Source organism: Humidesulfovibrio sp. (assembly GCF_030689645.1).
Taxonomy (GTDB): Bacteria; Desulfobacterota; Desulfovibrionia; order Desulfovibrionales; family Desulfovibrionaceae; genus Humidesulfovibrio.
The window spans coordinates 41,182-55,284 of sequence record NZ_JAUYFU010000059.1 but is presented as its reverse complement, the minus strand read 5'-3'; the positions used below and the strand labels follow the sequence as shown (position 1 = coordinate 55,284).

General features: G+C 65.2%; 5 protein-coding genes and 1 tRNA gene. 4 read left to right on the top strand and 2 right to left on the bottom strand.

Annotation, left to right across the window (positions count from 1 at the left end; all coding sequences use genetic code 11):
• Positions 1-20: 20 nt before the first annotated feature.
• Together Q8O35_RS09175 and Q8O35_RS09170 are read right to left on the bottom strand one after the other, a co-directional pair.
• Positions 21-848: a phage capsid protein gene (locus Q8O35_RS09175; RefSeq protein ID WP_305572484.1), complete on the bottom strand. Its 828-nt coding sequence runs from the start codon at positions 846-848 to the stop codon at positions 21-23.
• 434 nt (positions 849-1,282) lie between these two features.
• A complete protein-coding gene (locus tag Q8O35_RS09170; protein ID WP_305572482.1) occupies positions 1,283-2,992 on the bottom strand; it encodes a glycosyltransferase in 1,710 nt (569 codons plus the stop codon).
• Positions 2,993-3,299: 307 nt separating this feature from the next.
• On the opposite strand from Q8O35_RS09170, the gene Q8O35_RS09165 reads away from it, so the two are divergent.
• The 4 genes from Q8O35_RS09165 to Q8O35_RS09150 all read left to right on the top strand — a co-directional run bounded on the left by Q8O35_RS09165 (position 3,300) and on the right by Q8O35_RS09150 (position 13,862).
• Positions 3,300-3,497: a hypothetical protein gene (locus tag Q8O35_RS09165; RefSeq protein WP_305572480.1), complete on the top strand. Its 198-nt coding sequence runs from the start codon at positions 3,300-3,302 to the stop codon at positions 3,495-3,497.
• 83 nt (positions 3,498-3,580) lie between these two features.
• Positions 3,581-3,656, top strand: a tRNA-Phe gene (locus Q8O35_RS09160).
• Between the two features lie 462 nt (positions 3,657-4,118).
• Positions 4,119-5,831 carry a ShlB/FhaC/HecB family hemolysin secretion/activation protein gene (locus Q8O35_RS09155; RefSeq protein ID WP_305572478.1) on the top strand — a complete coding sequence of 571 codons (1,713 nt, stop codon included), beginning with the start codon at positions 4,119-4,121 and terminating at the stop codon, positions 5,829-5,831.
• 9 nt (positions 5,832-5,840) lie between these two features.
• Positions 5,841-13,862, top strand: a complete 8,022-nt coding sequence (locus tag Q8O35_RS09150) for a hemagglutinin repeat-containing protein (RefSeq protein WP_305572476.1) — start codon at positions 5,841-5,843, stop codon at positions 13,860-13,862.
• Positions 13,863-14,103: the final 241 nt, after the last annotated feature.

The window sequence follows — 14,103 nt, the reverse complement described above, 5'->3', positions numbered from 1 at the left end:
CCTGTTGCGGATGGTTGCAGTTAGACCGCAATGGCGGCGTCGTCGTCACAGCCGATCTCGACAACGCCGTCGTCGTCGATGAGCACGGCCCCGGCGGAAAGCAGGTGGTCCACCAAGTGGGCGGCCTTTTCCGGCACCCAGTCCGTGAAGACCTTGACCTCCTGGCTCTCGGCCAGGCCCAGGGCGCTGCGATGGTACAGGAAGCACTTGCGCGTGCCGGCCACCAGCGGCAGCCCGGTGTGGAACATCCAGGTGATGCCCAGCCAGGTGCGGCTTTCTGTGCCCTTGAGCCAGGGGTACTTGTCGCCTGCGAAGTCCGCGCTTTTGAACTCGTTGATGTTCAGGAGCTCGTTCCACTGGTGCGCGCCCACCACGGCGAAACGGTTGCCGTCGTCGGGCACGTCCTTGCTGTTGAGCATGGCGAAGGCTGCCAGGATCTTGCCCTTGGTCAGGCCGGAGGCGGCCTCGGCCACCACGTTGGAAGCCTGGTCCAGCTTGGCAACGATGAGTTCGTCCACCTTGCGGCCCAGGGCATAGGCCCCGGCGTTGGCCACCACCAGGCGTTCGTCGGTGTTGGTCTTGAGCTCGTCCAGGTGGTCCACATAGTCCGCGCCGTACCAGTCCTCCAGGGTGGCGGTGACTGTGGAGTGGGACACATTCATGAGCGGCACGTTGCCGTGGCGGGTTTTCTTGCCTGCCGCGCCCTTGCCGTTCTTCTGGAACACTGCCGTTGCGCCCTGCACGCCGGTCTTGAGGCGCACCGTGCCGCGCAGCTTGCTGCCGCGCTGCTGGTAGGCCTCGTGCACGTCGGCCACATACTGGGCGATGAAGGAATTGCTGATGCTCATGGACATGAGGGGGTCCTCCAGATGTCGAAAAGGTTCTGGGGGTCCGGGTGTCTCATGGAGCCGCGCCCGCGCAGGTGGCCGACGCATTTCGCCGGGCTCGCGAGCCGCGGCCCTGGGGCCGGGCAGCAGGCCTCCAGCAGGCCCGCTTGGGCGCAAGTATAGCCCCGGTTTTTGGGCCGGACGAAAATGGCAGTTTTTTGGGCGGGAAAAAGACAAAAATAGCGGGTTGACAGGGTGTTTCGAGAGGAACTTCAGACGGGTGTGGGGGGCTTCGCAGGGGGGCAGGGCCAGCGCCGCCATTTCACCGAAGCGAATCTCTCCGAGCGTCCGGGCGTGACCTTTCAGGCTGCGGCGTTTGGCGGACCAATCAGCCCGTGGCGGCCTTCACCCCTTAGCGGGTTGATTTCGGGGGGCGTTCTCTGGCGTTTTGCGAGCTACCCTTGACCCGCCAGGGCGCGGCGCAGACGGCCAGAGGCGTCGGCCAGGGCCAGGGCCTGGGTGAAGGCGTCCGTTTCGCCCAGATTGGCTGCCAAGTGACCGGCCAGGCGCAGCTCCTCCAGCCCAGGCAGCCGACGGAAGGCTTGAAGGTTGACCAGACCGAGCTCAAAACTCACGCGCCAGTCGTTTCGCAGGCGCAGGCTCAGGTCGGAAAGCAGGCCCAGGCGCAGCGCCTCGGCCCCTGGGAACCGGGCGAGACCCTGTGTGGAGGCGCGCAGCGCGTCTTCGTGGCCGGGCTGTAGGTGCAGGGCGCAGTGCAGGCACTCGGCGGCGCAGGCGGGCAGGTGTTGCTCCACGTCAAAGGCGAATCCGCCGCGCGTGGGGATGCCCGCATCATCCAGGAGCTTGGCCCAGGCCAGCAGCAGCGCCACAGGCTCTGGCCCGGCGCTTGGCAGGGGCTCTGGCAGGCTGACCCCGGCGCGCCGGGCAAAGCGCAGGGCGCGGGCCGGATCTGCGGCAAAGGCGTTGGCGCGGCCAAGGCCAAGCAGGATCATGGAGCAGGTGAGGGCCAGGCCCAGCCCGTGTCCGGCGTTCAGGGGCGGCAGGGCCTCAGGTTGGACGTCCAGCCGATCAAGGAGCGCCGTCACTTCGTCCTGGCGGCCCAGGGCGTGGGCCAGGCGTAGTTGCGCGGTCAGGACCAGGTGAGCCGTGTCCGGGGTGATGGGCAACGAGGCCAGTTGGTCAGCCACGGCAGCCTCATCGCCGGGCAGGCGGCCTGCTTCGCCTAGTCCAGCCAGAGAGAGGGACAGCCAAAGCCGGGAGTTTTGAGCCGTTGCACCCTGGCGCGGAGCTTCGGCGGCCTCCTTAAGAATAGTGCGTGCGCGAGCCTGCGGCAGGTGTTCGGCTTGGGCACGTTCCCAGGCTGCCCGGCCCAGAGCCTCTGCCAGCCGGGGGCTTTTGGCCAGGAGGGCAAGGTTCTCCGCCAGTTCCAGGGCGTCGGAGCAGACAAGCATTTCGCGGCCCGGCTCGAACAGTTCGGCCTGCTCCTGGCCCAGGTCCTGGGCCAGGACGACACAGCCGCAGCCTGCGGCCTCGAATAGCCGGAAATTCACCTCGCCGGTGATGGACTCGTTGGGCACGGCCTTGGTGTGGCGGTAAAAATCGAGCATGGCCGGAAAGTCGAGGTTGTCCTCCAGGGTGAAGCCCTGCGGCAGCAGCTCGCTCATGAGTTCCGTCAACCAGGTGCGACCGGGCCGGGTGGGTCCAAGGCGGCCCACAAAGCCCGCCAGGCGCTGGCGCTGGCCGAAGGGGGCGAAGGGGCCGTTGGGTGCGTGCCATGGCAGGTGGCGCACTCGTCCCGCCCCGCAGGACCCGAGTTGCGGCATCCAGCGGCGCTGTGTGGAGAGGATGAGATCGAACAGTCGGGCGTAGGGGGCGTGCCAGAAGGCGTTGAGGTGCGGGTCGATGGCCCAGAAGATCCGCACGGCGGGGATGTGCTCCAGCCCTGCCAGGAGCAGGCGCGGGCCCAGTTGCTCACGCTGGAACAGGATGTCGGGTTCGAAGCCGTGGCGCCGCAACTCCGCAGGCATGTCGAACACCCCGGCCTCCGGGGGGGAGAGCGCCAGCACCTCGCACCCGAGGTCTTGAAACGCCTGGCTCAGGGGGCCGGTGGCATGGATGAGGCAGATGCGCAACGGTTGGTTCATGGGCTGCATGTACATGAGTTTTCTGAGAAAGACTACGTTGTTTGGAAAGTGCGTAATGGGGGGCTAATCCTGCGGACGCGGGGGGCCGATAAGAAGCCAGCAGCAGGACTGACCGACCGGCCCTGCTGCCCGGCGCCAAGGATCTGGGCCGCCGAGACGATGGGCGAAAAGGAATTCGCCGTAAATCGGGCAGGGGCGCAAGTCCTCGCCATGCGGCCTTTCGCCTCTGCCCGTTACTCCCTGTGCGCTTGAGAGATGACCGTCCAACGCTCGCGCACAGTTGCAAGACAAGACCGGGAGGAGACACATGAGCGACCATAATTGCGGCACCGCGTGGCCCATGAGCGGACCGCCACCCGCAGAGCCTCAGCGGCACGCGTTCAGCGAAAGCGAGCGGCTGGCCTACATCGATGGGCTTAAGGCCCAGATCCGCAAAGGAGTTTACCGGCCGGATGTCCGCGACCTTGCCCGCTCCCTGGCGAGCATGTTGGTGCGCGATTTGTAAATGGCCTGGCATTTGCGCTTCCCTGGCGAAAATTTCACTTGCCAAGAGGCGTGAACTTCGGGTAGTTGACCTTTCTCACGCGCGCCGAGGTAGCTCAGTTGGTAGAGCAGGGGACTGAAAATCCCCGTGTGGGGGGTTCAATTCCCTCCCTCGGCACCAGAAAGATCAGCCCCTTACGACGAAAGTTGTAAGGGGCTTTTCGTTGTGGGCTGGAGTTGTCCCACTCCTGTTCATCCTTATAGGCTTAGCCTGAACGCTGGTCCGGGGGGCGCTTACTCTCGTGCTGTGCATCCACCCCCTCTCCTGAGCGGCAGTCATTGCACTGTCCTTGGGCGTTCCGCTCCCCTCAGGGGGTAGCGAGCCCTGGCAAATCTTTTGCCAACTCGGCATTATTCAGAGTCGAATTTGCAACATAGTGCATTTAAAGGAGATGCTGCAGCTGCCTGGATGGCTAGCGGCAAAACGCCGTAACTCACAGCGAGTACGAATTGCTTGTAGCGAATATTGCTTGTTTAAAAGTTTATATTCATTTATTATTTTTTGGATTTGGATATCAAATATGATTGTGCAAGGTGGCTATAGTTGCGTGGATTGTCTTTGCGAAGTGGCCACCGGTTACGGATGTGCCTTATTGTTGTGGTTTTGACTCTTGGATGCTGGCTCCTGCCATCCCCCCCTGCCCAGGCCCTGACCCCGGCCGAAATCGACGCGGGCAACCGCGCCGCGCAACGCATCCAGAACGAGCAACAGGAGCGTCTCCAGCAGCAGCTGCGCGAGGACGCCCTGCGGCGCAAGGATACCTCACCCCAGGAACTGCCAGAGGTCAAGGTGCCCTCCTTGCCTAAGAGCAGCGTCTGCCGCGAGATCAAGGAGATCGTCCTTCTCGGCGTGACTCTCTTGCCTGAGCGCGTAAAGCAGGAACTGGTAGCCCCTTATGTGGGCAAGTGCCTGTACGCCGAGGACATCGAAAAACTCCTGGGCGACGTGCTCAAGGCCTACATCGACCGGGGCTACATCGCGGTGCGGCCTTATGTGCAGGCCCAGGATCTGACCACGGGGCGACTGGAGATCCTTATTGTTGAGGGCAAGGTCGAGGGGCTCATCCTCAAAGATGGCCGGACCTTGTTGCCCAGCGCCAACCTGACCACAGCCTTTCCCTTTGTGCCTGGCAAGCCGCTCAACCTGCGCGACATTGAGCAGGGCCTTGACCAGATCAACCGCTTGGCCTCCAACAGCGCCACCATGGAAGTGAGTCCAGGGACTACGCCGGGCGAGAGCCTTGTAACCATAGTCAACACGCCCTCCTTCCCTTTGAGCGTGTCCAGCACCCTCGATAACCTTGGTGGGCTGTCCACGGGCCGACAGCAGGGATCCTACACCGTCAATCTGGACAACCCGCTGCGTCTGAACGACTTCATTACCTACACGCATCGCAATACGCTTTTTGACCATCCCGAGCGCCGCGATTCCGTCTCCGACAGCTTCTTCTACTCCATTCCGCTTGGATATTTAACTTTCCAGACCTCATACAGCTTCTCCAGTTACCGCAGCCCAGTGACTACTACAGGCGGTGATCTGATTTCGCGCGGCACCTCCGAGACTTGGCGGGGAGAGATAAACTGGGTGGCCTACCGCGACCAGGACCAGAAGCTCACCGCCTTGATCGCCCTCAACAGCAAGGCGAGCAGGAACTATCTGGATGACGCATTCTTGAGCGTTTCCAGCCGCATCCTGGCTGTGGCCGATGCTGATGTGAACTGGAGCGGCCGCCTGTCCGCCCTGTTCGCCAACATGGGACTGGGGTTCAGCAAGGGCGTTCGGCAGTTCAACTCCAAAGTCGACCCGGACTATACCCCTGTCATCTCGCCCCATGCCCAGGGCGCAAAAATCCGGTACACGGGCGGTTTCGTCCTCCCCTTCGAGCTCCTGGGCCTGGGCGCCACCTTCAGCAGCCAGCTTACCGGCCAGTTCGCCCTGGAGCCGCTCTACGGCTCTGAGCAGATCAGCCTGGGCAGTTTCTATACGGTGCGCGGCTTCAACCGCACCAGCTTCTCCGGCGACCGGGGCTACTATGCGCGCAACGAGCTTTCCGTCTCTCTGCCGGTCGTGCCCTATACCAACATAACGCCCAAACCGTTCATCGCCTTTGACGCCGGGCGCATTGAGGGTTTCAAGACCACCAAGGACGCCAATCTCACCGGCGCGGCGGCCGGTCTCCGGCTGTCATCCAAAAATCTGAGCGCCGAGCTCTCAGCAGCCAAGGCCATGTCCATACCTGTCAACACTCCGCACGAGCCAGTCCAGTTCGCCGCCACCATGACCGTTAGCTTTTAAGGAGCATGTATGCCGATCAATTCCATGGTGAAGCGGGCAAAGCTGGCGGCAAAGCCGATTACATGGGCGCAGCTCATGAGCTTTGGTCTTAAAACACTCTCCCTGTTTTTGTGCAGCCTGTTGCTGTGCCCGCCGCAGCTGGTATTTGCAGCGGGTCCGGTGGCCTCTGGCGCCACGACGACAACCGTGACTGCGGCCGCCAATGGCGTGCCCGTGGTCAACATCGCCGCGCCCAACGCCTCTGGCATGTCGCACAACAAATACACCTCCTACAACGTCGACCTCCAGGGGCTGGTGTTGAACAACGGCAACACAAGCCAAGCCTTCCGCCAGTCGCAGTTGGCCGGGCAGGTGGCCGCCAATCAGAATCTCGGCGCGGGGGCGCAGGCCCAGTTCATTCTGAACGAGGTGACCTCGCCCAACCGCAGCGTGCTCGCCGGTTTCACCGAGGTGCTGGGCGGCAAAGCTGCGGTCATTGTGGCCAACCCCTTTGGCATCACCTGCAACGGCTGCGGCTTCATCAACACCGACCGCGTGTCCCTGATCACCGGCACCCCGAATTTCACCGCCGGGGCCATCAGCAGCTTCGGTGTCAACGGCGGCGACATCCTCATCAGCGGCACGGGCATCAATGCCAGCGCGCAGCAGACCCTGGACCTGGTCTCGCGCAAGATCGTGCTCAACGGGCAGGTCAACGCGCCCACCCTGAACCTCACGGCGGGCACCAACACCTGGGACTACAACACAGGGATAGCCGCTCCCACCGCTCCGGGCGGCGGCCCAGCTCCTACGTATGCCATCGACTCCAGCGCCCTGGGCGGCATGTACGCCGGGCGCATCAATCTTCAGGCCACGGAAGCAGGCGTAGGCGTGCATATGCTGGGCAACGCCGCAGCCACAGCCGACGACTTCATCATCAACTCCGCAGGGAAGATCGAGCTCGCCAACAAGCTCTCCGCCGTGCGCGATCTGACCATCACCAGCACCAGCGCGGGCGCGGACGCCATCAAGGCCACGGACGCCAGCCTCACGGCCGGGCACGACCTGATTCTGACCGCAAGCAGCGGCGGCGCGACCCTGAACGGTGGCGTGCTCGTGGCCACGGGCAACCTGAACTACAACCTCGGCACCCTCACCGACGTTGGCACGGGCACGGTCCTCACGGACAACAACAAACGCTACGGCGCCACCGCCACCTTGAACGGCAGCGGCGCGTGGACCATGGATGGGGTTAACTACGGCTCCTCTGGGGCCTTTTCGGCCACCACGGGCAGCATGTCCATCGGATCCAGCGCAGCCGCCACGCTCTATTCCGGCGGAACCCTGGGCCTCACCGCCACCAGCGGCGGCCTCACCCTGACCAACGCCGCGCTCCAGTCCGTGGGCGACATGACCCTTGGCGCCACCTCCGCATCCAGCACCGGCATCCTCACCTTCGACAGCGCCGCACAGGCCAAGAGCACCGCCGGCAACATGAACCTGAACGCCTGGCACCAGATGTTCAACTCTGGCGCGCTGACCACCAGCACGGGCAACATCGTCATCCGCTCCGGTTCCGGTGTTTCATCCGACACCAGGTTCACCAACCAGGGCGCGGGGTCCATCTGGGCGGGCGGGCAGCTGAACATGGCGGACCGGGACGGTCTGCGCACGCAGAATATTGAACTCAAAGGCACGAGCAAGCTGGGCGGAAGCACCGTTGGCATCACCGCCAGCAGGCTCGCCCTGATGGACACCGCCGTGCTGACCAGCCTCGGGGACATGACCCTCAACCTGAACCCCAGTAACGCCGGGTCGTTAACTGTTGGAGCCAAGATCCTGGCCGCCACCAGCGGCACGGGCACCCTGCACCTGAATACCAGCGGCGGAACCGGATGGCACGGGGTGAGAAATGCCGGTCTCATCCATTCCGGGCAGGACATCGATTCGCAAGATCTCGGCGTGGGCGGCGAGGACTATAGCACCGGAACCGTGTCCGCTGTGCGCAACCTGTCCCTGGCGGGCTTTGACTACATGAACGGCAACTACATCGCCGGGAACGACCTGACCCTCGCCAGCATCGGCCAGATCAACCTGTACCCCAACAGCAACGGCTCGCCCAACGCTGTGCTGAGCGCAGGCAACGACATCAGCATCACCGGCAGCCGTGTTCGCAACTGGTCCACCATGAACGCCGGGCGCGACATCACCATCAATGCATCCGATCTGTTCACCAACGCCATCGGGGACTCCTCGGCCCTGAGGCTGCGGTATTACGACATAGATTTAGGCACCATCGTGAGCATCACGGCGTACCGCCCGCAGGTCATCGCCGGGCGAAAAATCTCCATTTATACTGGTAACGTCTTTTTTGGCCAGAATGTTGGCACCATCTCTGCGCCCACGGTCGACATGAGCGGTTTCGGCTTTTATAACGCGGGGACCATCCGCGGGAGCGCGGTGAACATCGTCGTCAGCAATTTCAGCAACGTGGCTGGCGGCGCCTCGGCTCCCGGCGCGGCCTCCGCCACCAGCCTGACGCCCACGCCCGTTCACGGCGGCGTCAGCTTCGGCGCGGTGGCCATCACCATCCCCACCAGCCCCAATGGGGTCTTCATCCCGGTAGCGAGCCCCGGCTCCCATTTTCTGGTGGAGTCCAACCCGCTGTACACCAACGTCGACAACTTTCTGGGCAGCGACTACCTGGCGGAGAAGTACAACTTTAAGGCCGACGAGGTGATCAAGCGCCTGGGCGACGCCGGCTACGAGACCTTCCTGGTGCAGCAGCAGCTCATCGGCCTGGCCGGCACCAACCTGCTGGCCGGCTATGCCAGCGAAAAGGCCCAGATGAAGGGCCTCATGGACCACGCGGGCAGCCAGGCCAAGACCCTGGGCCTGGCCTACGGCAGGGCCCTTTCCAGCACGCAGCAGGCGAATCTCAAGGAAGACATGGTCTGGATGGTGGAGACCACGGTGAACGGCCAGAAGGTGCTGGCCCCGGTGGTCTACCTGGCCGCCTCCACGCGCCAGATGTTCGACGGCGCGCCCACGGTCACCGCCGAGACCATTAATATGAACGTGGCCAGCCTGGCCAACGCGGGCACCATCAAGGGCAATACCATCAACGTCACGGCCACCGGCGACGTGCGCAACACCGGCGGCACCATCAAAGGCGGCGACATCTCCATTGCCAGCACCGGCGGCAGCGTCATCAACGAAGCGGCCGTGAATGAGAAGGTCATCAACCGCGGCGGCTACATCGATGTCCAGACCACCGTGGGCAAGGGCGGCACCATCCAGGGCACGGGCAAGGTGAACCTGACCGCGTCCCAGAACGTGGAGAACGTGGGTGGCAGCATCCAGGGCGGGCAGGTGAACCTGAAGGCCGGGGGCGATGTGATCAACAGCGCCATCGTGGCCACCAACGTCAGCGGCACCAGCTTGCGCCAGACCATCGCCGCCACCGGCAGCATCACCTCCACCGGCAACCTGAACGTGGACGCGGGCCGGGACGTGCAGAACCTGGGCGCGCAGCTGAGCGCGGGCAAGGACGCCAGCATCACCGCCGGGCGCGACGTTACCTTCGACACCGTGGCCCTTGCCAACAGGGACACCAGCAGCAGCTCCAGCAGAAGCTTCTTTAAGAATTCCGACTCCAGCACCACCACCACGACCACCACCCAGGTGCAGGGCGGGCTGACCACCGGCGGCAATCTGGCCATCAAGGCCAAGAACGATGTCACCCTGGCCTCGGCCAACTTGAGCGCCGGCAAGGACGCCAGCATCGACGCCGGCGGAGACCTGAACATCCTGGCGCGCAGCAACTCCGTGCAGGCCGTGACCCAGAGCAGCGCCTCGGGCGTGGGCGTGGGCACCGGGCTTTTGGGCAAGGAAAAGAGCACCACGGACGCGTTCTCCAGCCGTGCCGTTGCCAGCAACCTGGGTGCAGGCGCAGCCGGCAGCATCGCCACCGCGGGCAACCTCTCCCTCTCCGCGGGCAAGACCGTGACTCTTGAAGGCGCGAAGGTGAACACTACGGGCGGCATCAGCATCGCCGCCGATGACGTGCAGGTGCTGGCGGCCAAGGACATCGACCGCACCACCACCGTCAAGGAGACCACGAGCTACCTCGCCATCTCCAAGGGCGAGAACGCCAAGACCAACACCACAGCCAAGTCCTCGGTCAAGTCCGATGGCGTGGTCAAAGCCGGGGTGACCGCCAGCGCCACCAACGACGCGGGCGGCCTGGACTTCTCCAAGACCGTCGCCAGCAACACCTTTGACGAGACTGTCCACAGCGTGGGCTCCACCCTGGCCTCTGGCGGCGGGCTCACCATCACCTCCAAGAAGAATATTACCCTGCAAGGGGCTGATGTGAAGGCCAAGGGCGATGTGGACCTGACGGCGCAGAATGTGAACATTATGGCCGCCCAGGACACCCACACCTATACTGACACCACGACCACCACCAAGGTTGGCCTTTACGCCAGCACCACCAACACGGCCGACGCCACGGCCGGAGCCGGAGCCACGGCCACCGCCGTGGTGGGCACCGCTGGCGCCAATGCCGGAGCCACGGCCACGGCCAATGCCGCCTCCAGCACCAACCTCGACGTGATGCGCACCAAGACTATAGACACCAACACCGTGGACGTGACCAATACGGGCACCAGCCTCGCCTCTGGCGGCGTCCTGCGCATCAACAGCGCCAAGACCCTCACTGTGCAGGGCTCGGACGTCAGCGGCGAGCAGGGCGTGGACGTCAAGGCCAAGGACATCTTGTTCACGGCTGCCCAGGACACGCACAGCTCCACCGTCAGCACCAGCAGCACCAGCGCAGGGCTGTACATCGACGGCAATGCCAACGCCGCCGCCTCTGCCACGGCCGGTGCCAACGCCGGGATCGGCGCCAACGCCGGGACCAAGGCCGAGGCCAGCGCCAAGGCCAAGCTCTCCATAGGCGTCCAGGCCAAGAACACCGCCACCACGGAGACCGACGACTCCTCCACGGCGCGCGTGTCCACCATCACCTCCGGTTCTGGCGGCATCAAGCGCACCGCCGAGAACAGCATCACTGACGTGGGCACGGCCATCGACGCCGCAGGCGACTTCAGCCAGTCGGCCACGACCATCGCCAGCCGCGCGGCGGTGAACACCGCCTCCCAGACCAGAACCAGCACCAGCAACGTCGGCAAGATCGGCGTGTACGCCAAGGCCGAGGCCGGAGTCTCAGCCGAGGCCGGCGCCAGCGCCGGGCTGGGCGGCGCCAAGGCCGGGGCTGGGGCCGAGGCCAAGGCCAGTGTCGGCGCGGGCATCCAGGCCTCCTACTCCAGAGACACTAACGACTCCACCTCCGCCTCCAGCGACGCCGTGGTTTCCACCATCAAGTCCGGCGGGAAAGTGACAAGCGTCAGCACTGACAAGACCAGCTTCGAGGGCACACAGATCAGCGCGGGCAAGGGGGTGGAGATAGAGGCCGGGTCGCTGGACTTCGCGGCGGCCAAGAGTACCACCTCCAACACCTCTTCAGTGGGCAACACCAACGCCGCTGCCAGCGTTGGCCTGAGCCGCGGCACCGGCAAGGGCGTGGACGTGGACGTCTCCGCAGGCACCAGCAAGACCGACAAGAGCGCCAGTTCCTCAACCGCCAGCGCGGGCAGCATCGCTTCCGGTGGCGACATCGTCATCAAGACCAAGGGCGACACGCGCCTGGAGGGCACCAATCTGGGCGCTGCGGGCGATACCTCTGTGGCCGCCGGCGGCAACCTCATCCTCGATGCCGCCAGGGACAGCACACGGTCTGACAAAAGCGCCTACGACGCCACGGCCAGCGTCTCCACCAGCAAGTCCAGCGGCGGCGGCGGGAGTTCGTCCGGCGTGAACGCGGGCGTGTCTGGCGGCTTCAGCAAGAGCACCTCGGAATCCAGCACCGCCACGGCGGGCAGCATCAGCAGCGGCGGCAAGGTGACCCTTTCCGCAGGCAAGACCGCGACCCTTGAGGGCACGACCATCGCCGCAGGCGGCGACGCCAGCATCAGCGGCGCCGACGGCGTGACCATGAGCGCCGCCCGCAGCACCTCGAGCAGCGAGTCCTACGGCGCTCGTGCGGGTGTGGATGCAGGCAAGGGCAAGGGTTCCGACGCCGAAGGCACCAGCAGCAGCACATCCGGGGGCGTCACGGCGGAGGGCAACTACAGCCGCGCCAAGGAGTCCAAGGCCGAGGCGGGCAGTATCAGCTCCGGCGGCAACCTCAAGATCACCAGCAACAAGGACGTGACCCTGGAGGGCACCACCCTCGGTGCCGATGGCAAGGCCAGCGTCCTGGCGGGCGGCAACGTGAACTTCAAGGCCGCCGAAAGCACCTCGGAGTCCGTGGGCTTCAGCGCCTCGGTCACCGCCAAGGCCGACAAGACCGACAAGACCCCGGCCAAGCCCGCGGCGCCCACCAAGCCCACCAAGCCGGCCATGCCCACCACACCGCCCCCGGCGTTGCCCGGCGCAGCCAAGCCCTCCAACCCCGGCACCGGCGGCACCCAGGGGGCTGACGGCTCCAAGCAGAGCCCCGCCGACCTGGCCAAGTGGCAGGGCCAGCAGGGTGCTGTGAACCAGCAGCTCAAGGACAGGCAGGCCGCTTCGGCGTCCTCCGGCCCTGGCACGACGGGCACCAGGCCCGCCATGCCGACAACGCCGCCCCCGGCCCTGCCGGCCAAGGCCACGGCGCCGCCCCTGCCTTCGCGGCCTGCTCCGGCCCTGCCCGGCGCAGCGACGCCCAAGCTTGACCTTACGAACACCGGGAACGCTGCCAGCGCCGCTGGCAAGGGTGCCCTTGGCATCAAGCCCCCGCTGCCGAAGACGCCGCCTCCGGCCCTGCCCGGCGCGGCTGCCGCTCCGGCAGCGGAGGATACCGGCTCGACCACGGAGAAGAACACTGCCGTGTCCGCTGGCGCGCAGCTCCAGCTCAAGAACAAGACCACCCAGAAGGCAGGCAGCATCAGTGCCGGCGCTGGCGGTATCGAAATCGTCGCGGGCGGCGGCGATGTCAATCTGGTGGGCACGAACATCAACACCAGCGGGGACGCCAACATCTCCGCCGCGCGGGACGTGAACATCAGCGCCACCAAGAACACGGAGTCGGGCTTCAGCGCTTCCGGCGCCGTTTCCGTAGACAGGAAGACCGAAGGCCCGACCACGCCGCCTCCGGCCCAGCCGAACGCCAAGAGACCTCCCATGCCCACCACGCCGCCTCCGGCCCTGCCCGGCGCGACGACACCCAAGCTTGATCTCACGAACACCGGGAACGCTGCCAGCGCCGCTGGCAAGGGTGCCCTTGGCATCAAGCCCCCGCTGCCCAAGTCGCCCCCGCCGGCCCTGCCGGCCAAGCCCACGGCGCCGCCCCTGCCTTCGCGGCCTGCTCCGGCCCTGCCCGGCGCAGCGACGCCCAAGTTTGACCTTACGAACACCGGGAACGCTGCTGGCGCCGCTGGCAAGGGTGCCCTTGGCATCAAGCCCCCGCTGCCCAAGTCGCCCCCGCCGGCCTTGCCCGGCGCGGCCGCAACCCCGGCCACCCCGGCGGCAGACGAGAAGGATCCCAATGTGTATGGCGGCTCGGCCTCCGCGTCCTCATCCACAACCAAGGACCCGAGCAAGCAGACCAGCGCCTTTGTGGGCGTGGGCGGAGGCGGCAGCATCAAGAACACGGGCGCGGTCATCAAGACCGGCGGCAAGCTGAACATCAAGTCCGGCGGCAAGACCACGCTGACCAATACCGACATCAAGGCTCAGGCCGGCGAAGTCATCGACGCCGCAGGCGGCGTGGAGCGCAAGACCGAGAAGGACGTGAGCGTGCTCAACGCCAACACCGACTCCGGCGCCGCAGGTACGAACATGAACATCAGCAAGGTGCCCGTCTCCAGCGGGGCGGCGGGCTCTGGCGTGGCCGCCACCCCCTCCACACCGGTGGACACAGCCGGGGGCACCGGCAGCGCGCCACAGTCCACCCTCAAGACCGCTCAGGGCGGCACGGGGTCAACGCCAGGACCAAAGAAGCCCTAAGGGCCAACGGAGCGGCAGCGCGCAATACAGACAGATAGCCGGGACTGGAAATCCCCGTGTGGGGGGCAATTCCCTCCCTCGACACCAGAAAGATCAGCCCTTTACGACGAAAGTTGTAAGGGGCTTTTCGCTTGTCGGGTGGTTTTGTCCATCTCCTGTCCTGCGGCGTACTCGCCAGTGATAACGGCCTCCTTTTTGGCGTGAATATACGCGCCGCCATTGCGACATGCCGCCAGCCCAT

What these genes read in the sequence shown, in the direction of transcription:
- Q8O35_RS09175 (WP_305572484.1), bottom strand. Translation starts at nt 848, where the DNA reads ATGAGCATCAGCAATTCCTTCATCGCCCAGTATGTGGCCGACGTGCAC.
- Q8O35_RS09170 (WP_305572482.1), bottom strand. Translation starts at nt 2,992, where the DNA reads ATGAACCAACCGTTGCGCATCTGCCTCATCCATGCCACCGGCCCCCTG.
- Q8O35_RS09165 (WP_305572480.1), top strand. Translation starts at nt 3,300, where the DNA reads ATGAGCGACCATAATTGCGGCACCGCGTGGCCCATGAGCGGACCGCCA.
- Q8O35_RS09155 (WP_305572478.1), top strand. Translation starts at nt 4,119, where the DNA reads ATGTGCCTTATTGTTGTGGTTTTGACTCTTGGATGCTGGCTCCTGCCA.
- Q8O35_RS09150 (WP_305572476.1), top strand. Translation starts at nt 5,841, where the DNA reads ATGCCGATCAATTCCATGGTGAAGCGGGCAAAGCTGGCGGCAAAGCCG.